This window comes from Bradyrhizobium roseum (assembly GCF_030413175.1).
Classification (GTDB): domain Bacteria; phylum Pseudomonadota; class Alphaproteobacteria; order Rhizobiales; family Xanthobacteraceae; genus Bradyrhizobium; species Bradyrhizobium roseum.
In genome coordinates this window covers 5,384,449-5,407,579 of record NZ_CP129212.1, presented here as the reverse complement: position 1 = coordinate 5,407,579, position 23,131 = coordinate 5,384,449, and the positions used below count along the sequence as shown (strand labels likewise).

19 protein-coding genes are annotated in these 23,131 nt (G+C 63.6%); 11 read left to right on the top strand and 8 right to left on the bottom strand.

Annotation, left to right across the window (positions count from 1 at the left end):
- Nucleotides 1–7: 7 nt before the first annotated feature.
- Nucleotides 8–1,126: a cobalamin-independent methionine synthase II family protein gene (locus QUH67_RS25685; protein WP_300942165.1), complete on the top strand. Its 1,119-nt coding sequence runs from the start codon at nucleotides 8–10 to the stop codon at nucleotides 1,124–1,126.
- A gap of 124 nt (nucleotides 1,127–1,250) precedes the next feature.
- Here QUH67_RS25685 and QUH67_RS25680 read toward each other — a convergent pair whose 3' ends face one another.
- Together QUH67_RS25680 and QUH67_RS25675 are read right to left on the bottom strand one after the other, a co-directional pair.
- Entirely contained in the window at nucleotides 1,251–2,837 is a 1,587-nt protein-coding gene (locus QUH67_RS25680) for a caspase family protein (RefSeq protein ID WP_300942164.1), read from the bottom strand.
- Between the two features lie 99 nt (nucleotides 2,838–2,936).
- Nucleotides 2,937–4,022, bottom strand: coding sequence for a retroviral-like aspartic protease family protein (locus QUH67_RS25675; RefSeq protein WP_300942163.1), 1,086 nt, complete (start codon nucleotides 4,020–4,022; stop codon nucleotides 2,937–2,939).
- Nucleotides 4,023–4,184: 162 nt separating this feature from the next.
- On the opposite strand from QUH67_RS25675, the gene QUH67_RS25670 reads away from it, so the two are divergent.
- From QUH67_RS25670 to QUH67_RS25650, 5 genes are all read left to right on the top strand, one after another.
- Nucleotides 4,185–5,537, top strand: coding sequence for a hypothetical protein (locus tag QUH67_RS25670; protein WP_300948177.1), 1,353 nt, complete (start codon nucleotides 4,185–4,187; stop codon nucleotides 5,535–5,537).
- Nucleotides 5,538–5,594: 57 nt separating this feature from the next.
- The gene (gene metK, locus QUH67_RS25665; protein WP_300942162.1) at nucleotides 5,595–6,791 is read left to right on the top strand and encodes a methionine adenosyltransferase; all 1,197 of its coding nucleotides are present in this window, start codon (nucleotides 5,595–5,597) and stop codon (nucleotides 6,789–6,791) included.
- A 75-nt stretch (nucleotides 6,792–6,866) separates the two neighbouring features.
- A complete protein-coding gene (gene ahcY / locus QUH67_RS25660) occupies nucleotides 6,867–8,297 on the top strand; it encodes an adenosylhomocysteinase (protein WP_300942161.1) in 1,431 nt (476 codons plus the stop codon).
- A 214-nt stretch (nucleotides 8,298–8,511) separates the two neighbouring features.
- Nucleotides 8,512–9,978, top strand: coding sequence for a flavin-containing monooxygenase (locus tag QUH67_RS25655; protein WP_300942160.1), 1,467 nt, complete (start codon nucleotides 8,512–8,514; stop codon nucleotides 9,976–9,978).
- 160 nt (nucleotides 9,979–10,138) lie between these two features.
- Nucleotides 10,139–10,291 (top strand): hypothetical protein, encoded by a 153-nt coding sequence (locus QUH67_RS25650; RefSeq protein WP_300942159.1) that lies wholly within the window; start codon nucleotides 10,139–10,141, stop codon nucleotides 10,289–10,291.
- 173 nt (nucleotides 10,292–10,464) lie between these two features.
- Here the strand turns inward: QUH67_RS25650 and QUH67_RS25645 are convergent, their stop codons facing one another.
- From QUH67_RS25645 to galE, 5 genes are all read right to left on the bottom strand, one after another.
- Nucleotides 10,465–10,779 carry an EthD family reductase gene (locus tag QUH67_RS25645; protein ID WP_300942158.1) on the bottom strand — a complete coding sequence of 105 codons (315 nt, stop codon included), beginning with the start codon at nucleotides 10,777–10,779 and terminating at the stop codon, nucleotides 10,465–10,467.
- Between the two features lie 168 nt (nucleotides 10,780–10,947).
- Entirely contained in the window at nucleotides 10,948–11,670 is a 723-nt protein-coding gene (locus QUH67_RS25640) for a Crp/Fnr family transcriptional regulator (RefSeq protein WP_300948176.1), read from the bottom strand.
- 289 nt (nucleotides 11,671–11,959) lie between these two features.
- Complete coding sequence (locus QUH67_RS25635; RefSeq protein WP_300942157.1) at nucleotides 11,960–12,661, bottom strand: fumarylacetoacetate hydrolase family protein; 702 nt, start codon at nucleotides 12,659–12,661, stop codon at nucleotides 11,960–11,962.
- A 46-nt stretch (nucleotides 12,662–12,707) separates the two neighbouring features.
- On the bottom strand, nucleotides 12,708–14,528 hold the full coding sequence (locus QUH67_RS25630; RefSeq protein ID WP_300942156.1) for an ABC transporter ATP-binding protein: 1,821 nt from the start codon (nucleotides 14,526–14,528) through the stop codon (nucleotides 12,708–12,710).
- A gap of 105 nt (nucleotides 14,529–14,633) precedes the next feature.
- A complete protein-coding gene (gene galE / locus QUH67_RS25625) occupies nucleotides 14,634–15,647 on the bottom strand; it encodes a UDP-glucose 4-epimerase GalE (protein ID WP_300942155.1) in 1,014 nt (337 codons plus the stop codon).
- A gap of 131 nt (nucleotides 15,648–15,778) precedes the next feature.
- Here galE and QUH67_RS25620 point away from each other — a divergent pair, with 131 nt between their 5' ends.
- Entirely contained in the window at nucleotides 15,779–16,822 is a 1,044-nt protein-coding gene (locus QUH67_RS25620; RefSeq protein WP_300942154.1) for a glycosyltransferase family 4 protein, read from the top strand.
- Here the strand turns inward: QUH67_RS25620 and waaF are convergent.
- Complete coding sequence (gene waaF, locus QUH67_RS25615) at nucleotides 16,807–17,868, bottom strand: lipopolysaccharide heptosyltransferase II (RefSeq protein WP_300942153.1); 1,062 nt, start codon at nucleotides 17,866–17,868, stop codon at nucleotides 16,807–16,809. The two genes, QUH67_RS25620 and waaF, sit on opposite strands and share 16 nt — an antisense overlap.
- 161 nt (nucleotides 17,869–18,029) lie before the next feature.
- Between waaF and rfaD the strand changes: the two genes are divergently transcribed.
- From rfaD to QUH67_RS25595, 4 genes are read left to right on the top strand one after another with little or no spacing between them, the layout of a single operon-like run.
- Complete coding sequence (gene rfaD / locus QUH67_RS25610) at nucleotides 18,030–19,007, top strand: ADP-glyceromanno-heptose 6-epimerase (RefSeq protein ID WP_300942152.1); 978 nt, start codon at nucleotides 18,030–18,032, stop codon at nucleotides 19,005–19,007.
- A gap of 18 nt (nucleotides 19,008–19,025) precedes the next feature.
- The gene (gene rfaE1 / locus QUH67_RS25605) at nucleotides 19,026–20,498 is read left to right on the top strand and encodes a D-glycero-beta-D-manno-heptose-7-phosphate kinase (RefSeq protein ID WP_300942151.1); all 1,473 of its coding nucleotides are present in this window, start codon (nucleotides 19,026–19,028) and stop codon (nucleotides 20,496–20,498) included.
- Nucleotides 20,495–21,784, top strand: a complete 1,290-nt coding sequence (locus tag QUH67_RS25600; RefSeq protein ID WP_300942150.1) for an O-antigen ligase family protein — start codon at nucleotides 20,495–20,497, stop codon at nucleotides 21,782–21,784. Before rfaE1 ends, QUH67_RS25600 begins: the two co-directional genes overlap by 4 nt.
- Nucleotides 21,781–23,094, top strand: a complete 1,314-nt coding sequence (locus tag QUH67_RS25595) for an O-antigen ligase family protein (protein ID WP_407080355.1) — start codon at nucleotides 21,781–21,783, stop codon at nucleotides 23,092–23,094. Before QUH67_RS25600 ends, QUH67_RS25595 begins: the two co-directional genes overlap by 4 nt.
- The last annotated feature ends 37 nt before the right edge of the window (nucleotides 23,095–23,131 follow it).

Below are 23,131 nucleotides of genomic sequence, written 5' to 3'. Positions count from 1 at the left end.
TGAAACCATGCAGAGAACCAAAGCTCCGTTCCGCGCCGACGAGGTCGGCAGCCTGTTGCGCCCGCCGCGCATCAAGGAAGCGCGCGCGAAGCTGGAAAAGGGCGAGGGCACGCCGGAGGACCTGCGCAAGGCCGAAGACCTCGAAATCGAGAAGGTCGTGCACAAGCAGGCGTCCATTGGCCTGAAGCTGGCCACCGACGGCGAATTCCGCCGCTCCTGGTGGCACTTCGATTTTCTCGCCAAGCTCGGCGGCTGCGAGCTGTTCCACCCCGAGACGGGTATCCAGTTCGCGGGCGTTGAGACCCGCCATGATGCCGTCCGTGTCATCGGCAAGCTCGACTTTCCCGACGCCCATCCGATGCTGGACCATTTCCGCTTTCTCAAGAAGCATGCCGACAAGGCGCACGTCACCGCGAAGATGACGATCCCGTCGCCGGCCGTGCTGCACTTCCGTGGCGGCCGCAAGGCGATTTCGAAGGAGGTCTATCCGGATCTCGAGGAATTCTATGCTGACCTCGGCAAGACCTACCGCAAGGCGGTGAAGGCCTTTTACGACGCCGGCTGCCGCTATTTGCAATTCGACGATACCGTATGGGCCTATCTCTGCTCGCAGGATGAGTTGCAGAAAGCGCGCGCCCGCGGCGACAATCCAGACGGCCTGCAGGAAATCTACGCCCGGATCATTAACTACGCGCTGGCCGATCGTCCGGCCGACATGGTCGTCACCACGCACGTCTGCCGCGGCAATTTCCGTTCGACCTGGATCTCGTCCGGCGGCTACGAGCCGGTGGCCGAGACCATGCTGGCCGGCACCAATTACGACGGCTATTTCCTCGAATATGATTCCGACCGCGCCGGCGGTTTCGAGCCGCTGCGCTATCTGCCGAAGGGCAACAAGGTGGTCGTGGTCGGCGTCATCACCTCGAAATTCGGCGAGCTGGAGAAGAAGGACGACATCAAGCGCCGTATCGAAGAGGCCGCCCAGTTCGTTCCGCTCGACCAGCTCGCGGTGTCGCCGCAATGCGGCTTTGCCTCTACCGAGGAAGGCAACATCCTGTCCGAGGAAGAGCAGTGGGCCAAGCTGAGCCTTGCGGTCGAAGTCGCCAAAGAGGTGTGGGGGAAGTAGGCCGGGCTGACCGGATTTTGTCATCGCGAACGAAGCAATCGATCTCTCCGCACATGCGGATGATGGATTGCTTCGTCGCTTGCGCGCCTCGCAACGACGTTGAGACAGCGCAAAGCGTCTCCCGTCACTGATCCGCCAGATAGACCTCGCCGAGCAGCGACGAGTTCGACCACGGCACCTGCTTGCCCTTGGTCGCCGCGACCACTTCGGCGCGGACCCGCGTCAGCATCTGCTGCACTTCCAATCCCGGCATGCCGATGTGGCGGGTCAGCGCCGCCGAGAACGGGCTGTTGGCGCCTTCGCCGTCGAGCGCGACCTGTCCGGGCGCGGTCGCGAAGGCGATCAGCGTGCCCGCGCCGAATGTCGCGCCGTTGCCGAGCGTCGTGGGCGGGGCCAGCCCCGATGATCCGGCTTCGATGTCGCGGGCAGGGCCTGTAGAGGCGACGCGCGGCGCCATCGGATTGTTGCGGCAGGCGTCGAGGATCAGGATGTTGGTGCGGACCTGATCGTCGAGGCCGGCCATGATCGTGTCGAGGTCCATCATCGTGTCGGTCAGGCCGCCGCTGCTCTGGAGCTGGATATCGACCGGCACCAGATAATTGCGGCCGTCGATCTGCACGCCGTGACCGGCATAATACACCACCGCCACCTTCGACTGTGAGGCGTCGCGCAGGAAATTGCGGATCGTCGTCTGCATCGCCGCGCGGTCGAGGTCGGTGCCTTCGGTCACGACAAAGCCGATCTCGCGCAGGCTCTTGGCCATCGCGCGCGCATCGTTGGTCGGGTTGGGCAGCGGCCTGACCCGCGCATAGGCGCTGTTGCCGATCACCAGCGCGACGCGCCTGAGGGCTTGTTTCTCGGTCTCGGCTTTATCTGTGTTGGCGCTTTTGCGCATTTCCAACGCAGGGGCGGGCTGCGACGGGCTCGCGGCGCCGGCCGGCTTGGCCGGTGCCGGCGAGGCTGGAGCTGTTTTGCCGGCTTGTAGCGGTGCCGCCGTGGTCGCCGTGCGGGGTGCGGGCGGCAGCGGTTCCGACAGCAGCGACAGGCGAACTTTCGCCGTGGCCTGGTTGGCCTTGCTGCCGGCATCGGAAGCCTGACCCGGCAGCGTGGCGGCGTAGTCCAGCTTGGCGCGTTCGACATCGCCCTTGGCCTCGTAGGCGAGGGCGCGTTGCGTGTATGCCGAGATCAGCACGCTGCCCGGCGGCGTCATGATGTTGGCCGGCGCTTGGGCATTGGCGAGCCGGATCGCCTCGGTCGCGTCGGCGATGGCGCGATCGAGGTTGCCCTTGGCGCGCCAGATCACCGCGCGGTTGGTGAGCGGCTGCGGCAATGCCGGATCGATCCGGATCGCTTCGTTGATGTCGGCCAACGCGCCGTCGAGATCGCCGAGTGCCAGTTTCGAAATCCCGCGGTTCTGCCGGGAAAACGCCGATGGCGGCCCGAGCTTGATCGCCTGGTCGTAGTCGGCGATCGCCCTGGCGTATTCGCCCTTCTTGTTCCAGCCGACCGCGCGCCAGAAATAGAACGTCGCCAGTTTCCCGCCGGTGAACTCCATTGACGCGATGATCTTGTCGCAGGCGTCGATCTGCTGATCGGTCGGCTTGGTGTCGGTGGTGCAGAGCGGCCCAAGGTCTGCGCGCGATTGGGCGAGGGACGGCACCGGCGCAAGCACGGCGGCCAGCACGGCTAGTATCAGGATTGCGCGGCGCATCGGGCCTCGGTGACTGGCAAGCATCCGCTTGCTTTGTCGCAAGTTTTGGCCGGGCGGTTCAAGCGGTTCCAGCCCGCAATTCCAATGGTCTTTCGGGAACTATTTCTTTGCCCGGCGGGTGCGAACCTCGATCGATCCGTTCGCCATCTGGACCTCGAACCGGGACAGAAAGCTCATCCCGAGCAGCCCATCGACACCGGTGCCGTAGCTCCTGGCATCCGTGTTCTGGATCGCAACCGGTACATTGGTCGCCGCGAGTTTTCCGAGGGTCACCTTGTCAGCTTTCGCGAGCTTTGCCTTGGTCAATCCGTTGGCGGTCGCCATCGTGATCTCGCCGGCGCCTGCCTGCGATATCTTCGCGCGATCGGCGAAATTCGATTTCATGGCGACATAGGTCGCCCCGGTATCGAGAACGAACAGGCCGCGCACACCGTTGATTTCGACCTTTACCGTGACGACGTTTTGCCCGCGCAAGGGATAGACTTCCTTCTGGAAATCCTTCGAAGGGGCACAATTACCCTTTGCCTCATAGTCGGCTATAATCTTCTGGGTCTGGCTGGTGTCGCGGGTGGCGGGATCGAATGCGACCCACATGTTGATTGGGGCCGCCGCCTCGCAGAACCGATTGAGCGCGGCGTATGCGGATGCCATGTGCATGAAGACGCGGCTGGAAATACCCTTCTTGTCCGAACCGAACAGCTCGATCGCGTTGGCGAAGTCGACCAGCGCCCGCTGATGGTCTCCCGCGCTTTCGAGGGCCAGGCCGCGCAGATAGTGCGCCTCGCGGTTGGTCGGCGCCCGCCGGATGAATTCGTCGGCGACCTCGACCGCCTTCGGATAGTCGGTCAGCCGCAGATAAATGTCGATCGACCGGTGCAGCGCCGTAACCGGCGCGCCGCAATTCAGAACGAATTTGTAGAGCCCGCTGGCGGCCTCTCGCCGGTAACCGGCCTTGTCCAGCGCCAGTGCGAGATCGCCGATGCTCTTCTGGTCGCACGGTTCGCGCTTGAGTTCCTCAAGACGAAGCCAGACGTTGGGATCGCGCGCGGCCCTGACCGGCAGCGCGCCAAGTCGTTCATAGACCGCGGAAAAGACCTCGTCGGGATTTTCGTCCAGATAACCCGCCATTGCCGGGGCCTGCGTTGCCAACAGCAACACGGCAGCGGCGCAATACCGTTTGAACATCCTCACCCCAAAGTATCAATCTACCGTCCTGTATATTGGCAAGTGCGACGGGTTCCAATGACGCCGTTCCCGTTTTCGACACGTATACTTGGTGGGCAGGCCGTGGTAGGTCGATCCGGTTACATGAAGCTGCCCACCGCGATTTCCCAAACCTTACGGCCGATGAAGAACGACCAGATCCTCAGCCAGATCACCGATTTCTGCCGCCACTCGGACATGGCAGAGACGACGTTTGGCCGCCGGTCGGTCAACGACGGCAAGCTGGTGCACCGGCTCCGCGAGGGCAAGCGCATCACCATCGATACGCTGGATCGGATCCAGTCCTATATCGCGACGTCGACCGGCACCCTCCCGCCGCCGCGCGGCCTCGACGTGCCGCCGGAAAAGCGCGACCCGCGAGGCAACTTCCGCTTCTTCGAGAACCGGCAGAAATATCTGCTGTTCGTCCATACCTGCAGCGAGAAGCGGGTGATTGCGGAGCGGGTGGGGCTCGAGCTTGCCAGCCTGCATCCGCGGCCGCCGGCGCTCAGGGTATTCGACGCCGGCGTCGGCGACGGCACGGTGCTGGCACGGGTGATGCGCTCGATGCACGGCCGTTTTCCCCACATGCCGTTCTACATCGCCGGCAAGGAGCTGAGCGTGGAGGACGTCCGGCTGACGCTCGACAAGGTGCCGGACCGGCTGTTCGAGCATCCGGCGACCGTCGTGGTGCTGACCAACATGCACTATGCCGAGGCGCCCTGGCTGACGCCGGCCTCGCCGGCAGCAGCGGCCGGCATGATCTGGCATGAGGTTGCTCTTCGCGGCGCGTCTTCGGGGGAATTCGAGACGCAGATCGCTGAGCTTGGTGCGTTCCTGGAGCAGAACTGGCGGGCGAACATCAGCCCCAAATCGGGTATGCCGATCTATGAGCGTCCGGTGGCGCTGGTCGTTTACCGGGAAGACCATCGCTTCCTGCTTGATTCGATCATCCCCCGGGCGGGCCGGACCGAGGCCAATTTCGACCTTGTCATCGCCTCCCAGCCTTACCGGGCCAAATCCTCCGTGAATTTCCGTGCCAAGCGGATCATCGCACCGTTGGCGAGGGCTCTGCGTGCGGGCGGCAGGCTGATTGGAATTCACTCCCACGGGCATGATCCGGGCCTGGAAATCATCCAGTCGGTCTGGCCGGGAGAAAATCCTTTCGCCGTGAGCCGCCATGAGCTATTGCGCGCGGTGAAATACGAGCTGGGATCGGCTGCACGCGACCTTAACTTTAATGCTTACGCCGATAACCGTTCGATCTTCCGGTATGATATGGAAGCGCTGCCCAACGAGGTCACCGGCTCGATCGGAACCTCGACGGCTTTTGCAGCGTGGAATGCGGCGGTGTATGTCGCCCAGATTGAAGACGACCGGTTGACGGAAATGACTGAAAACAGCCGGGCCCTCGATGCCACAAGAGAGGTTCTGCGCAAGCATAATGGGCTTTGGTTTTACGACGAATCCTACGTCATCTCGCGTCGTCGCGACTGACATTCCGGGAATAATCACACACAGCCGCCGGCATCCGGCGCGAACAAGGGGTTGTTGATGCGCGCGTCTTATCTGTTCACCAGCGAGTCGGTTTCCGAGGGACACCCGGACAAGGTTTGCGACCGTATCTCGGACGAGATCGTCGATCTGTTTTTCCGCGAGGGGCCCAAGGCTGGCATCGATCCCTGGGCGATCCGCGCGGCCTGCGAAACGCTCGCCACCACCAACAAGGTCGTCATCGCCGGTGAGACCCGCGGACCCAAATCCGTCACCAACGACCAGATCGAAAGCGTCGTTCGCGCGGCGATCAAGGACATCGGCTACGAGCAGGAAGGCTTTCACTGGAAAACCTGCGACATCGAAATCCTGCTGCATCCGCAATCCGCCGATATCGCGCAGGGCGTCGACGCGCTGCAGCCCGGCACCAACAAGGAAGAGGGCGCGGGCGACCAGGGCATCATGTTCGGCTACGCCACCAACGAGACGCCCGACCTGATGCCGGCGCCGATTTTCTACGCTCACAAGATCCTGCGGCTGATTTCGGAAGCCCGTCACTCCGGCAAGGAGAAGGTGCTCGGCCCGGACTCCAAGAGCCAGGTCACCGTGCAGTATGAAAACGGCAAGCCGGTCGGGGTCCGCGAGATCGTGGTTTCGCACCAGCATCTCGTCGAGGACATGACTTCGAACCAGGTGCGCGACGTCGTCGAACCCTATGTGCGCCAGGCGCTGCCGGAAGGCTGGATCAACGGCAAGACCATCTGGCACATCAATCCCACCGGCAAATTCTTCATCGGCGGTCCCGACGGCGATGCCGGCCTGACCGGCCGCAAGATCATCGTCGATACCTATGGTGGCGCGGCCCCGCATGGCGGCGGCGCGTTCTCCGGCAAAGACCCGACCAAGGTGGACCGTTCGGCGGCCTACGCGGCGCGCTATGTCGCCAAGAACATCGTCGCCGCCGGCCTTGCCGACCGCTGCACGCTGCAGCTTGCTTATGCGATCGGCGTGGCGCGACCGCTGTCGATCTACATCGATACTCATGGCACCGGAAAGGTGCCGGAGGACAAGCTGGAGGCCGCCGTGGCCGAGGCGATGGATCTGACGCCGCGCGGCATCCGTACCCACCTCGACCTCAACAAGCCGATCTACGCGCGGACTTCGTCATACGGTCATTTTGGCCGCACGCCGGACAAGGACGGCGGCTTCTCCTGGGAAAAAACCGATCTGGTCGACGCGCTCAAGCGCGCGATCTGAGTTTCTTTTTCATCGTATCGCATATTCCGGAAAGCCTCCGGCTTTTCGGAATATGCATTTCAAGGGATCAACCGCATGACCTCTGCTGCCAAGAAGCCCGCCTTCACCGACTATATCGTCAAGGACATTTCGCTCGCCGATTTCGGCCGCAAGGAACTCTCGCTGGCCGAAACTGAAATGCCGGGTCTGATGGCGACCCGCGAGGAATACGGCCCCAAGCAACCGCTGAAGGGCGCGCGTATCGCCGGCTCGCTGCATATGACGATCCAGACCGGCGTGCTGATCGAGACGCTGGCCGCGCTCGGCGCCGATATCCGCTGGGTGTCCTGCAACATCTATTCGACCCAGGACCATGCGGCAGCGGCGATCGCGGCCGCGGGCATTCCGGTGTTCGCCGTCAAGGGCGAGACGCTCGCCGAATACTGGGACTACACGGCCAAGCTGTTCGACTGGCACGGCGGCGGTCATCCCAACATGATCCTCGACGACGGCGGCGACGCCACCATGTATGTCCATCTCGGTCTGCGCGCCGAGAACGGCGACACCAAGTTCCTGGACAATCCGGGTTCGGAAGAGGAGGAAGTCTTCTTCGCGCTGCTCAAGAAGCAGCTCAAGGAAAAGCCGAAAGGCTACTTCGCCGAGATCGCCAAGAGCATCAAGGGCGTCTCGGAAGAGACCACCACGGGCGTGCATCGTCTCTATGACATGCAGAAGGCCGGCACGCTGCTGTGGCCGGCGATCAACGTCAACGACAGCGTTACCAAGTCGAAATTCGACAACCTCTATGGCTGCCGCGAGTCGCTGGTCGACGGCATCCGCCGCGGCACCGACGTGATGATGTCCGGCAAGACCGCGATGGTCGCGGGCTTCGGCGACGTCGGCAAGGGTTCGGCCGCCTCGCTGCGCCAGGCCGGCTGCCGCGTTATGGTCTCCGAAGTCGATCCGATCTGCGCGCTGCAGGCGGCGATGGAAGGCTATGAAGTCACCACCATGGAAGACGCCGCCCCGCGCGCCGACATTTTCGTCACCGCGACCGGCAACAAGGATATCATCACCATCGAGCACATGCGCGCGATGAAGGATCGCGCCATCGTCTGCAACATCGGCCACTTCGACAACGAGATCCAGATCGCGGGCCTGCGTAATATGAAGTGGACCAACATCAAGCCGCAGGTCGACGAGATCGAATTCCCCGACAAGCACCGCATCATCCTGCTGTCGGAGGGCCGCCTGGTGAACCTCGGCAACGCCATGGGCCATCCGTCCTTCGTGATGTCGGCGTCGTTCACCAACCAGACGCTGGCGCAGATCGAACTCTGGGCCAACAACAAGGACGGCAAGTACAAGAAGGAAGTCTACGTGCTGCCGAAGTCGCTCGACGAGAAGGTGGCCCGGCTGCACCTCGCCAAGATCGGCGTCAAGCTGACCGAGTTGCGCAAGGACCAGGCCGACTATATCGGCGTCAAGCCGGAAGGCCCGTTCAAGTCGGATCATTACCGGTATTGATCGAAAGCGTCTGCGGCGCTGAGTTAGCGGGAAGGCAATGTCAGATTGGAAAAGCCCCGGAGCGATCCGGGGCTTTTTGCTGAGTATTCGCGCGGCCGCGAACATTCAGCATAATGGCGGCTTTCGATACAGCCTGTATCGTCAGACCAACCTGACAATGCGAGTTGCAATTTCTCGCCTCTCCTCATTAGATCGAGCAAGCAGGGAGAATGCCATGATCGATGCGGCAGAACATTTCGACGTCCTCATCGTCGGCGCCGGGCTCTCGGGCATCGGCGCGGGCTATCACTTGCAGGAAAAATGCCCGGGCAAGAGCTACGTCATTCTCGAAGGGCGCGACTGCATCGGCGGCACCTGGGATTTGTTTCGCTATCCCGGCATCCGCTCCGATAGCGACATGTACACGCTCGGCTATTCCTTCAAGCCGTGGACCGAGCCGAAGGCGATCGCGGACGGGCCGCGGATTTTGAATTACGTCCGCGAGACCGCGGTCGACAACGGCATCGACAAGCACATCCGCTTCAACCATCGCGTCAAGCGCGCGTCGTGGTCGTCGCCGGAGGCGCGCTGGACGGTGGAGGCCGAGCGAACGACGGGCGAGGGCGCGACCGAGATCGCGCAATTCACCTGCAGTTTCCTGTTCATGTGCTCGGGCTATTACAAATACGAGGAAGGCTACACGCCGGAGTTTGCCGGGAGCGCCGACTTCGCCGGCCAGATCGTGCATCCGCAGAAATGGCCCGAGAATCTAGACTATGCGGGCAAGCGCGTGGTGGTGATCGGCTCGGGCGCCACGGCGGTGACGCTGGTGCCCGAAATGGCCAAGACCGCCGCCCACGTCACCATGCTGCAGCGCTCGCCGACCTACGTCGTCGCGCGGCCGGCGGAGGACGCACTCGCGAACAAGCTGCGCAAAACTCTCTCGGCAAAACTCGCCTATCACCTGATCCGCTGGCGCAACGTGCTGTTCGGCATGTATTTCTTCCAGCTCTGCCGCCGCAAGCCGGACCGCGCCAAGCAGTTGATCCTCGGCGGCGTCAAGATGGCGCTGGGACCGGAATACGACGTCGGCAAGCATTTTACGCCGCGCTACAATCCGTGGGAACAGCGGCTGTGCCTGGTGCCCGACGGCGACCTGTTCAAGTCGATCCGCGACAGGCGCGCCTCCGTCGTCACCAGCGAGATCGACACCTTCACCAAGGGCGGCATCAAGCTGAAGGACGGCAGCGAACTCGACGCCGATATCATCGTCACCGCGACCGGGCTAAACCTGCAGGTGCTTGGCGGGCTTGAGGTCAGCGTCGACGGCCGCACCGTCGATTTTGCGCGCACGCTGAACTACAAGGGCATGATGTATTCGGACATCCCGAACATGGCATCGGCGTTCGGTTACACCAACGCATCCTGGACGCTGAAATGCGATCTGACCTGCGAATATGTCTGCCGGTTGATCAATTACATGGACCGCAACGGCTACAAGCAGTGCATGCCGCACAACGTCGATCCCGACGTCACCGAACTGCCGTCGCTGGATTTCTCGTCCGGCTATGTGCAGCGTTCGATCGCCAAGCTGCCCAAGCAGGGTTCCAAGCGGCCGTGGCGGCTGTATCAAAACTATGCGCTCGACATCGTCACGCTTCGCTACGGCAAGGTCGACGACGGGGTAATGCAGTATTCCTGAGCGGTTCCATCGCGCGCGATGCGTCCCGGCGCCCCATGCGTCATTTCGCGTATACGTGGCCGGCCACGAATCGTTCAAGCTGTCCTTACGGTTAACGCCGGATTAACCATTGTTACCCTACGCTGCGGGGCTTGCGGCCCCCGACAGCACGAGGAAGCCCATGGACGCCCAGCGAATTGCCATCGATGCCATCGTGGCGCTGACCGATTGCGACCGCGAGGCCGCGGCAGCCTTCATCCGCAAATTCTATCTGGCCGGCGTCCGCGATCCCAAGCGGCTGACCTTCAAGGGCCTGCAGGCGCTGCGGGGCTGACCGTCAAATTTTTGTCGAGCTCCGCGACAGCGGTTGGCGGAGTGGTCACGTATATCGCCTTCGTTGACTTGGGCTGCGTCCGGTCCGGTATGTCGTCCATCAGCTACGCCGGCCTTTGTCAGCCACCGGCGCACATAGCGGCGCGCCGTGGCTGACGGGGTGCGGCAACTGCGTCAGCCGACGACGACTTCGCTGATCTGGATGACCGGGGACTGGTCGGTATAGTTCGGGATGTCGGCCATGATCTCCTGGGCATGGGGGCCGAAGCCGGCCTGGAAGGCCTCCACCGAGTCGCAAAAGATGTGACACATGCCAACATAGGTCGCGGGCGCGCCGGGGACGCCACCGGCCATGCCCTTGTCGACGGTGTAGGACTTGCACGCGTCACCCATCCGCGCCTTGACCAGCGGCATATGCTTGTCGCGGTAGTAATCATGGTCGAAGCGCCCGCCGGGCGTATTGGGATACATCACGCTTACCTTGATCATGGCCATTTCCTCCGCTCTGACATTCGCCGTTATTCTCCGGCAATAGTTGAAATCTGTGTCAGTTTTGCGGATCTTGCAACCGGGAGGCGCGTGTCCCGGGGCAATGTCTTCGTCGACGCATGTGAGGGTCAGGGCAGATCGGGGCCGGATGACTGTCCGGTACGCCGCTCACTCAGCTTCGGGTCGATCGGGAAATTTCAGGCGCTGGTATTGAGCTCGCAATTCGCCATAGCACTCGCAGGCGCTTTTCTTCAGCGCCTCCGGATCGGCGATTTCGATGTGACCGCGACTGTACCTGATGACGTTCGATTGCTGGAGCGTGTGGGCGACCAGCGACACGGCATTCCGGCGCGAGCCGATCATCGCTGCCATGTATTCCTGCGTGACCTTGAACCGGTCGCTGCCGCTCAGGTCCCGCACGCGCAGAAGCCAGCGCGACAGCCTTGCGTTCACGCAGTGCAAGGCATTGCATGCCGCCGTCTGCTGCGCCTGCACGTACAATGCCTGACTGTGCCGGACCATGAGTTGTCGGAGCGATTTGCTGTGCTTGGATGCCTCGCGCAGCCGGTCTGCGTCGATCACCGACGCGGACCCGGGCAATACCACGATCGCCGTGATCAGGGCGACCGGCTCACCCATGACGCCAAAGGCGCCCAGAAGACTGTCCGGGCCAACGAGGGCCACCTCGACCCTCTCGCCCGTCTGAAACTCCACGACCAGCGCGATGACGGCCGTGTGCGGAAAGTAGACATTCGTGATGGCCTGACCCAGTTCGATCAGTGTCAGGTCCCGCGGCAGGTCGACTGTCTTCAGATACGGGTGGAGCTCTTCGAAGTCGTGTTCGCTCAGGGATCTGAGAAATCCATTTTGGTCGCAACCGGCTGGCTTCATCATGCGTTCCCCGTTGAGTGCGACATCGCTCTCCAGGTTGTCGGGCTCGCGTGATGGTTGATATGATGCAAACCGCTTTGTCATTCCGTAGTCACACGGTATCGCTCAATCTCCGTAATCCTACGGTAAGCCGCATCTGCGTCGATGCAGCGCCGCCGCAAACAGTCAAAGCATCGTGAAGCGATGACGGGTTATCTCTCGCTCCACTCCGCCCGTCCGTCGCGAACTGTAATAAAAAAAAGCCCCGGAATCGGTTCCGGGGCTTTGCATTCGTCGGTCTTGAATTCAGTTATTCCGGCTTGCCGATATTCACCTTCAGCGTGCCGACGCCATCGACGCCGCATTCGAGCTTGTCGCCGGGCTGGAGCTGGGAAACGCCGGCCGGGGTGCCGGTCATAATGATGTCGCCGGCGGCGAGTTTTACCTGCTGCGAGAGCTGCCAGATGATTTCAGGTACGTTCCAGATCAACTCGGTGAGGTCGCCCTTCTGTGTCTCCTTGCCGTTGACCGTCAGCCAGATCTTGCCCTTGGCGGGGTGGCCGATCTTGGAAGCGGGCTGAATCGCGGAGCAGGGCGCCGAATAGTCGAACGATTTTCCGATTTCCCACGGCCGCTCCTTCTTGCGCGAGGCGATCTGCAGGTCGCGGCGGGTGAGGTCGATGCCGACCGCATAGCCGTAGACATGGTCGAGCGCCTTGTCGGCGGGAATGTTCAGCCCGCCGCTCTTCATCGCGACGATGAGTTCGACCTCGTGATGCAGGTCCTTGGTCAGCGGCGGATAGGGGATCGTGGCCCCGTCAGGCACCAGCATGTCGGCATGCTTGGCGAAGAAGAACGGCGGCGCGCGCTCGTCATTGCCCATCTCGCGGATGTGCTCGAGATAGTTGCGCCCGACGCACCAGATGCGGCGGACCGGATAGGCGCTGGTCTCGCCGACGACGGGAAGCGAGGCCTGCGGGGGCGCGGGAATGACGTAGGAGGCTGCGTTCATGAAAAGGGTCTCGGATGGTTACAGGTGAAAATCCGGCGGTTCGCTTTTACGCGGTTGCGCTGACCGGCGCCAGACCGGGATGGCCGGCGTCGCGCTGCTGCAGGCGGAAGAACGAGGCATAACGTCCGCCGCGCCGCAGCAGATCGTCATGTTGCCCGCGTTCGACGATCTCGCCGCCCTCGACCACCAGAATGGCGTCGGCGTGCATGATGGTGTGCAGGCGGTGGGCGATCACGATGGTGGTGCGGTTCCGGCAGAGATGGTCGATCGCCTCCTGCACGGCCTTTTCAGATTCCGAATCCAGCGCGGCGGTGGCCTCATCGAGCAGGATCACCGGCGCGTTCTTGATCAGCGCCCGCGCCACGGCGATGCGCTGGCGCTGACCGCCGGAGAGCTGCGTGCCGTGTTCGCCGACCGGCGTGTCGTAACCCAGCGGAAAACCCATGATGAAATCGTGCGCGCAGGCTGCCTTCGCCGCCGTCACGATCTCGTCCTGGGTGGCGCCTTGCTTGCCGAAGGCGATGTTGGCGCCGATCGAGTCGCGGAACAGATAGACGTCCTGCCCGACATAGCCGGTCTGGGCGCGCAGCGAATGGCGCGACACGCCGGCAATGTTCTGGCCGTCGATCAGGATTTCGCCCTGCTTGATCTCGTAGAGCCGCAGCATCAGCGCCAGCACGGTGGACTTGCCGCCGCCGGACGGGCCGACCAGCGCAGTGGTCTTGCCGGGTTCGGCGACGAAGCTCATCGCCTTCAGCACCGGCTCGTCCGGCCGGTAGGCGAAGTTGACGTCGCGGAACTCCACCCGCGCCGTTGAGAGTTTCAGCGCCGGCTTGTCGTCGTCGGCCGGCTCGCTGGCCGGGCTGTCGACGATTTCGAGCAGCATGCGCGCGCCGACCAGCTGGCTGTTGAGGTCGATATTGAGTCGCGCCAGCCGCTTGGCCGGCTCGGTCGCCAGCAGGAACGCGGTCATGAAGGAGAAAAACTGTCCGGGGGTAGCGCCGAGCGCCACCACGCTATAGCCGCCATAGAGCAGGCACCCGGCGACCGCAAAGCCGCCGAGCATTTCCATCAGCGGGTTGGAACGGTTGGAGACCCGCGCCATCTTGTTGGCGTTGCGTTCGACGATCGCAATGTTCTCGTCAATCCGCCGCTGCATCGCCGCTTCGAGCGTAAAAGCTTTCACCGTGCGGATGCCCTGCAGTGATTCCTGCATGGTCTCCATGATGTCGGCGCTGCCGGTGAATTGGTTATGGGCGAGGCCCTTGATGCGCTTGATCAGCTTGCGCAGGATCAGCATCGCCGGCGGCACCACCACGAGGCCGATGAACGACAGCACCGGATCCTGCGACACCATCACGAAGATCAGGCTGACAAGCAGCAGCACGTCGCGCCCGACGGCGTTGATCAACAGCGTTAGCACGTCGGTAATGGATTTGGCGCCCGATGTCATCCGCGCCAGAAACTCGGAGGAATGCCGCTCGGAATAGAAGCCGATGCTTTCGCTCATCAGCTTGGCAAACAGCCGCCGCTGGTTGTTGGCGAGAATCGCGTTACTGATCTTGGACAGGATGACGGTGTGGCCGTAGGTCGCCAGGCCCTTGATGAACAGCAGCACCACGGTGACGCCGGAGAGGATGGCGATGCCGGTGACATTCTTGTCGATATAGGCCTGGTTGATCACCTGGCCCAGGATGTAGGCCGAGCCGGCGGTGGCGCTGGCGGACACGCCCATCAGCGCAAACGCGGTCACATAGCGCCGCCAATAGACAAAACCCTGCTCCATGACGAGCCGGCGAATCAGGATCGCGGCGCCATAGGGATCGTCGGTGATTTTTCGGGTCGGTTTGCTTGGAAGTTCGGTCATCCGCGTTCCATTGACGGCCCCGGGATGGAAGGGCGCGTCAGGGCTTCAGCGGGGTAGTCCTTGCCTGCTCGGCGAGGCTTTTTCAAGCCAAATAAGCGATTGATTTCAGGCCGATTCCGCATGCTGCGGAAGGCCGCCGCGGTCGCGGAACAGCTTCTCTTCCCAGGCTAGCGCGTGGGTGGCGATGGTGTCCAGATTGTCGAATTGCGGCGTCCAGTCCAGGGTGCCACGGATGCGGCTGGTATCGGCGACCATCGTCATGATGTCGCCGGGACGGCGCGGCGCATAGGAAACCGCGAAATTGCGCTTCGAGATGCGGCGGACGGCCTCGATGGTTTCGAGCACCGAATAGCCGCGGCCATAGCCGCAGTTCAACGTGATCGAGCCGTTGCCGCCGCGCAAATAGGCAAGTGCCGCGCGATGGGCTTGCGCGAGATCGCTGACATGGATGAAGTCGCGGATGCAGCTGCCATCCGGCGTCGGGTAATCCGTGCCGTAGACGTCCATCTTCGCGCGCTGGCCGGTCGCTGCCTCGACCGCGATCTTCAGGAGATGCGTCGCGCCAACGGTGGCAAGGCCGCAGCGGAGCTTCGGATCGGCGCCGGCGACGTTGAAGTAGCGCAGCACGACGTAGTTCATGCCATGGGCGGAAGCGACGTCATGCAGCATGATTTCGGTCATCAGCTTGGACGAGCCGTAAGGCGATGCCGGCCGCGTCGGCGCGTGCTCGGGCACCGGCACCTGGTCCGGGTTGCCGTAAACGGCCGCCGTCGACGAGAAGATGAAACGGTTGACGCCCGCCTTCACCGCGGCATTCAGCAGGCTGCGGGTCGTCATGGTGTTGTTGCGGTAATAGCCCAGCGGATCGCGCACCGAATCCGGCACCACGATCGAGCCGGCGAAATGGATGATGCTCTCGACCTTGTGCTGGGCGATCACGCCCGCGACCAGGTTTTCATCTCCGGCATCGCCGATGAACAGCGGCACGCCCTCCGGCAGAAAATGCGAGAAGCCGGTAGAGAGGTTGTCGATCACGACGACGCTTTCGCCGGCATCCGCCAGCGCGTGGACCATGTGACTACCGATATAGCCGGCCCCACCAGTGACGAGCACTGTCATGAGACACCTTTCCCTGTTTTATTATTAGGCCCGAGGCTAGCGGGGCCTCGGTGAAGACAGGGTTTCGGCGGGCGTCGAACTGGCCACTATGCTTAATGTTGCGTATAGGACTGGCCTAAACGGAGCCGGACGTGCCGATCGAGAACAATTTGGCCAGTGATCTGCAGCTGATCGTGCCGAATCTGCACAGGCGCTATTCGGGCGTCACCGCGACCAACCGCATGGTGGCGCCAAAACTTGCCGCGATGTATCGCGCGGTCTGGCTTGGACCGCATGCGCCTGACGGTATCGCGCGGATGGGATTTTTCGATCTGTTGAAACTCTGGCGCCGCAAGGCGCCGCTGATCTGGCACGCGCGGCGCAATGACGAGATGATCGCGGGGCTTTTGCTGCGCGCGCTCGGCTGGCCGCTGAAGCTCGTGTTCACCTCGGCCGCGCAGCGGCACCACAAGCGGCTGACGCGCTGGCTGATCCGGCAGATGGATGCGGTGATCGCGACCTCCGAATTGTCGGCGTCGTTCCTCAAGCGCAAGGCGACGGTGGTGATGCACGGCGTCGACACCGATGCTTATGCGCCGCCGGCCGATCGCGCGGCGGCGTTCGCCGAGGCGAACCTGCCGGGCCGCTACGCCATCGGCTGCTTCGGCAGGGTGCGGGCGCAAAAGGGCACGGACGTGTTCGTCGCGGCGATGTGCCGGCTGTTGCCGCGCTATCCCGATTTCACGGCTGTCATCGTCGGCGCCGTGGTGCCGGAGCAGCAGGGGTTTGCCAACGGCCTGAAGCAGCAGATCGAGGCGGCCGGGCTGCAGTCGCGCATCGTCATCACGGGCGAGCTCGAGATCGCGGACGTGCAGCGCTGGTATCAGCGGCTGACGATCTACGCCTTCACCTCGCGCAACGAAGGGTTTGGGCTGACGTTGATCGAGGCGATGTCGTCAGGCGCGGCGCTGGTGGCGGCACGGGCCGGTGCCGCCGAATTCGTGGTCGACGATGGTGTCAGCGGCGTGTTGACGCCGCCGGGGGATGTGGAGGCGCTGGTGACGGCGCTGGAGCCCTTGATGCGCGATCCCGCAGCGGCGAACGCGATGGGCGAACGGGCGCGGACGCAGGTGCTGCAAAACTTCAGCCTGGAAGCGGAAGCGAACGCGATCGCTGCTGTCTATCGCACGCTCTGAGCCATCACGCGCTCCGCGATGTCGGCCAGCTCTGTTGCCTCGATGTCGCGCATGCAGCGGTGCTCGTTCATGGTGCAGACGGTGCGCTGGCAGGGCTGGCAGGACAGCTTCGACTTGTTCTGCAACACCGTGGCGGCCAGGCCGTTCAGCGGCGCCCACAGATAGGGGCTGGTGGGGCCGAAAATGCCCATGGTCGGCGTGCCGATGGCGGCCGCGATGTGCATCAGGCCGGAATCGTTCGAGATCGCCACGCCGGCCGCGGCCATCGCCAGAATGCCGTTGCGCAGGTCCGTGCCGGTGAGGTCGCGGACCTTGCTGCCGCCAACGGCGACGATCTCCTGCGCCAGCGCCTTTTCGCCGGGGCCGCCGACCACCCAGACGTCGAGCCCGCGCTCGATCAGAAGCCGGGCGGTCTGTGGATAATAGGTCCATCGTTTCGAGGCGCCGACCGACCCGGGGGCCAGTGCCACCGCCGGGCCTGAACCCACTCCATTGGCCTGCCGCCAGCGCGCGATCTGCTCCGGCGGCACGAGAAGCTGCGGCACCGGCCATTCCGGGGGCAGCGGCGCGTCCGCGGGCATCGCCAGCGCGGCATTCTTGTCGATGAAGCGGGGCAGGGCCTTCTCGCCCCAGCGCATCTGGTTGATCAGGCCGAACCGGGCCTCGCCGAAAAAGCCAACGCGCTCGGGGATGCCGGCCAGCGTCGGCGCGATGGCCGCCTTCCAGGTGCGGGGCATGACGAGGGCGGTTCCATAGCCCCGGGGCCGTAGCTCAGCGGCCAATCCTCTTTGTTTGGCTATGGCAAGCCGGCTGCGGGGTAAATCCCAGACGATGCCCGCCCGGACGCCCGGCATATAGTCGACCAGCGGGGCGCACAGGGGGGTCACCAGCAGGTCGACCGGGCGGTTCGGCCAGCGCTGCTTCAATACCCGCACCACGGTGTGGCCGCGGACGAAGTCGCCGATCCACATATAGGGCACGATCAGGATCGGCCTGGTATCGGCGGCATCCTCCATTTCAATTCTATTTGATGAACTTGAATTCATATCTTGATTGACGCTGCTAACCAGTTGCAGCCCCGTCGGTAACCGCTCTGCATCGACAGGTAAAGCCGGTCGATTGGCCTGTGTCTTGCCCGAGATGCCAGATTGCCTGCCGTGCGGGAGTGGGGCAAAGCTTGGCCCGAACAATCAAGGCAGGGGATGGCATGTTGCTGGTGACCGGGGGCGCCGGTTTTATCGGGTCGAACGTCGTGGCCGCGTTGAATGACGCCGGCCGGGACGTGGCCGTGTGCGACGTGCTCGGCCAGGACGGCAAATGGCGTAACCTCGCCAAGCGCCGGCTCGCCGATTTCGTGCCGCCCCCGGAACTGATGGATTGGCTGAAGGGCCGCCGGCTCGAAGCCATCATCCACCTCGGCGCCATCTCCGAGACCACGGCGACCGATGGCGATCTGGTGATCGAGACCAATTTCCGACTGTCGATGCGTCTGCTGGACTGGTGCACGGCGAACGCCACGCCGCTGATCTATGCCTCCTCGGCGGCAACCTATGGGGATGGCGACCAGGGGTTTCGCGACGAGCAGTCCATGGACGCCTTGCAGAGGCTGCGGCCGATGAACCTCTACGGCTGGAGCAAGCATCTGTTCGACATGGCGGTGGCTGAACGCGCCGCGCGCGGCGAGCGCCTGCCGCCGCAATGGGCCGGACTTAAGTTCTTCAACGTGTTCGGCCCCAACGAGTACCATAAGGGCACGATGATGAGCGTGTTGGCGCGGCGTTTCGACGACGTCAAGGCCGGACGCCCGGTGCAATTGTTCAAGTCGCACCGCGACGGGATCGCCGATGGCGACCAGCGGCGCGACTTCATCTATGTCGACGACGTCGTGCGCGTGACGATGTGGCTGCTGGCGTCCCCCGGCGTCAGCGGCATCTTCAACGTGGGCACCGGCACCGCGCGCAGCTTTCGCGACCTGATGCTGTCGGCCTATGCCGCGCTCGGCGCCACGCCGAATATTCAGTATGTCGAGATGCCCGAGGCGATCCGCGGCAGCTATCAATATTTCACCCGGAGCGAAGTCGATCGGCTGCTGCGTGCCGGATACAACGGCGGCTTCACCGCGCTGGAAGACGCGGTCGAGCGCTACGTGAAGGGCTTTCTCGATCGCGCCGACCGCTTTCGCTGACGGGCACCAGGTAGACCAATGTTCGATTTCGAAGCCCTGAGCCAGGCAATTCCCAACCAGACCGTGCTCTGCGTCGGCGATCTCATGCTCGACGAATTCGTCTATGGCGAGGTGTCGCGCGTTTCGCCGGAGGCGCCGGCCCCCGTCATCGCCGTCCAGCGCAGCGAGACCAATGTCGGCGGCGCCGGTAACGTCGCCCGCAACATCGCTTCGCTCGGCGCGCGCTGCATCTTTGCAGGCCTCGTCGGAGAGGACGAGGCGGGCGCCAGGCTGAAGGCCGATCTGGCCCGGGAGAAGCTGGTCGAGGCCGTGCTGGTCACCGATTCGTCGCGCCCGACGACGCGCAAGGTGCGCTTTGTCTCCGAGCATTTTTCCACCCACATGCTGCGCGCGGATTGGGAGCTGGCCGTGCCGGCCGCGGCCGATGTCGAGCAAAGGCTGATCGACGCGATCCTGCCGCAGCTCGGCCGCGCTGATATCGTGCTGCTGTCCGACTACGCCAAGGGCGTGCTGACCGCGCGCGTCATCCGCAACATCATCGACGCCGCCAAAAAGCTCGGAAAGCGCGTGATCGTCGATCCCAAGAGCGCCAATTTCGCGATCTATCGCGGCGCCACGCTGCTGACGCCGAACCGCAAGGAGTTTGCCGAAGCCACCCGCAGCCGCGCCGACAGCGACCTCGACATTGCCGCCGCGGCGCAGGACGCGATGCTGCTCGCCGATTGCGAGGCCATGCTGGTGACGCAAAGTGAGCACGGCATGACGCTGGTGGTTCGCGGCGGCGAGGCGATCCACGTGCCGGCGCTGCCGGTCAAGGTGCGTGACGTCTCCGGCGCGGGCGACACCGTCGCCGCCGTGCTGGCGCTGACGCTGGCGGCCGGGGCCGATTGGGAAAGCGCGCTGCGGATGGCGAACGCGGCGGCGGCGGTGGCCGTCGGCAAGAAGGGAACTGCGACCGTGACGCCATCGGAGTTGCGGCGAAAGATCCTGCCGCATGCGTCGCTGGTGGCCGAAGACAAGATCGTGCCCGCCGGCGGCGATCTCGACACGCATCTTGCGGACTGGCGACGGCAGGGACTGCGCATCGGCTTCACCAATGGCTGCTTCGACTTCCTGCATCCCGGCCATGTCAAGGTGCTGACGGCCGCGCGCCGCGCCTGCGACCGGCTGATCGTCGGTCTCAACAGCGATGCCTCGGTGAAGCGGCTGAAGGGCGAGGGGCGCCCGGTCCAGAACGAAAGCGCGCGCGCCGAGGTGCTGGCGGCGCTGGAGGCGGTCGATCTCGTCGCGATCTTCGCGGAGGACACGCCGATCGAGCTGATCGCGAAAGTCACGCCGAGCGTGCTGGTCAAGGGCGGCGACTACACCCGCGAACAGGTCGTCGGCCACGAGCTCGTCGAGGCGGCCGGCGGCGAGGTCGTGCTCGTCGACATTCTGCCGGGCCACAGCACGACCTCGCTGGTCGACCGCGCGCGGGGAGGCAAGGCGTGACGCTGAGTGCGGCTGCACCGCCGATCTCGCCGCTGCGGCGTTACTGGCGCGATCGGGCGTTGTGGACGACCATTGCGGACGTCTTTGCCATTCTGACCGTGCTTTCGCTGCCCTGGTCGACGACCCTGCCGGCGATCTTCGTGCTGCTCTGGCTCGGTGCCGTGGCGTGGGTAATGGACTGGCGGGCCTATGGCGAACTGCTCAAGCAGCCGATCTGCTACCTGCCGTTTGCGCTGGTCGGCCTGGCGCTTGCCGGCACGCTGTGGTCGGACGCGGCATGGAGCGTGCGGCTTTACGCCGTCATTCCCACCCTCAAGCTTCTGGTGCTGCCCGGGCTGTTCTATCATTTCGAGCGGTCGTCGCGCGGAATGTGGGTTCTCGCCGCGTTCCTGGCGTCCTGCGCGCTGCTGATGGTGATGTCGTGGGTCGTCGCCTACGATCCCAGCCTTTCGCTGAAAGGCGCCCAAAGCGATGCGCGCGGCGTCTTCGTCAAGAACTACATCGACCAAAGCCAGGAGTTCGCGCTCTGCGCCATCGCGCTGATCTATCCGTCCCTGCACTTTGCGCGACGGGGAAAGTTTGGGCAGAGCCTGTTGGCGGGGCTGCTCGCGGCCGGCTTCATCGGCACGATGGCGTTCATCGTCGCTTCGCGATCGGCGATGGTGGCGATGCCGATCATGCTGGCGGCGGTCGCGCTGGTTCATATGAGACTGCGAACAACCCTGGTCATCATCGGCGTCATGGTTGCGTTCGCTGGTGTGATCTGGGTCACCACGGCTGACGTGCGTTGGAGCCCCAAGAGACTTCTGAGGGACTATCAGCTCTACAAGGCGCAGGAGAGCGTGACGTCAATCGGGCTTCGGCTCGAGTTCTGGAAGAAATCCCTGCGGTTCTTTTCCGAAGCGCCGGTGATCGGCCATGGGACCGGATCGCTGCGTCCGCTGTTCGAGCGGGCCGCGACCGATTATGTCGATCCGGCCCAGAGAGGGGTCATCAGCAACCCGCACAACCAGACCCTGAACATCGCGGTGCAATGGGGAGCGGTCGGAGTTATCCTGTTGTACGCGATGTGGCTGGTGCATCTGCTGCTGTTCCGGGGCCAGGGTTTCGTCGCCTGGATCGGATTGCTCGTCGTGGTGCAGAACATCTTCACCTCGCTCTTCAACTCGCACCTGTTCGATTTTCATGAAGGCTGGATGTATGTGTTGGGTGTCGGGATTGCCGGCGGCATGACATTGGCGGTGAGGCAGCGCGAGCTGACCGCGACCTTGACGGTGTCGCGATGACGACGGCGGATCGCATGCGCGAGACCGCGGGCTCGCTCGGTTCCATGTTGTCGTCGATGCTTGCCGCCCGTTACGATAAAGAGGCGCGGGTACGCAACGCTGATCTCATTGCGGTCCTGCTTGCGCTCTTGTTGCCGTGGTCGACCAGCGGCGTGGGCATCGCCGTGGTACTCTGGCTCGTCGCCGTGGCTGCGGTGCTCGAATGGCGTCCGTTTGTGCGTTCGTTGCGGCGCCCGATCTGCGCGTTGCCGATCGCGCTCGTTTTGCTGGCGGCGCTGGGCACCTTGTGGTCGGACGCGTCATGGGCCGCGCGTCTGCAGGCCGTTGCTCCGGCGACCAAGCTGCTGGTATTGCCGTTCTTGTTTTATCATTTCGAGCGCTCGCCCCGCGGCATCTGGCCCTTCGTCGCTTTCCTGGTGTCCTGTACCGTATTGATGGTCGCGTCCTGGATCGTCGCGTACGATCCGAGCCTGACATTGAAGCGCCCCGACGAGCCTTCCGGGCACGGTATTTTCGTCAAGAATTACATCGCCCAGAGCCAGGAGTTCGTATTGTGCGCGGTGGTGCTGATTTTCCCCATCATCACGCTGTTGCGCGACGGCAAACTCCGGCAGGCGCTGCTGCTGATGGCGGTGGCGGCCAGCTTCATCCTCAACATGGTGTTCGTCGTCGTGTCGCGCACGGCGCTGGTGACCTTGCCGGTGATGCTCGCCGTGTTCGCGATGGCGCATCTCAAATGGCGCACCAACGTGCTGCTGCTCGTCGCTGCCGTCATATTCGGTGCCCTGGCCTGGACGCTGTCGCCGCAACTGCAGGCGACAATGGACACGTTCGCGCGGGACTACCGGGTCTATAAGGAATTCAACCAGCCGACGTCGATCGGCCTGCGGCTCGAATTCTGGGAGAAGTCGCTGCGGTTCTTTGCCGAGGCTCCGGTGATCGGCCACGGCACGGGATCGACGCGGGGGCTGTTCGAGGCCGCAGCGACCGGTCCCGCGGTGCTGGCCCAGGGCCAGGTCATCGGGAACCCGCACAACCAGACCCTCAGCGTCGCGGTGCAGTGGGGGGCGGTCGGGGTCGTGATCCTCTACGCGATGTGGTTTTCGCATTTCGCGTTGTTCCGCGGCGAGGGGCTGGCGGCGTGGATCGGACTGATGGTGGTGCTGCAGAACATATTCAGTTCGCTGTTCAACTCGCACCTGTTCGATTTCCATGAAGGATGGATGTATGTGCTGGGCGCCGGTATCGCCGGCGGCATGGTGCTGCGCGCCAGGTCGGAAGCGGAATCTTCCGGAACCGTTCCGCCATGATCGCTGGCATGCACGCCGCAGATAAGATATCAGCGGG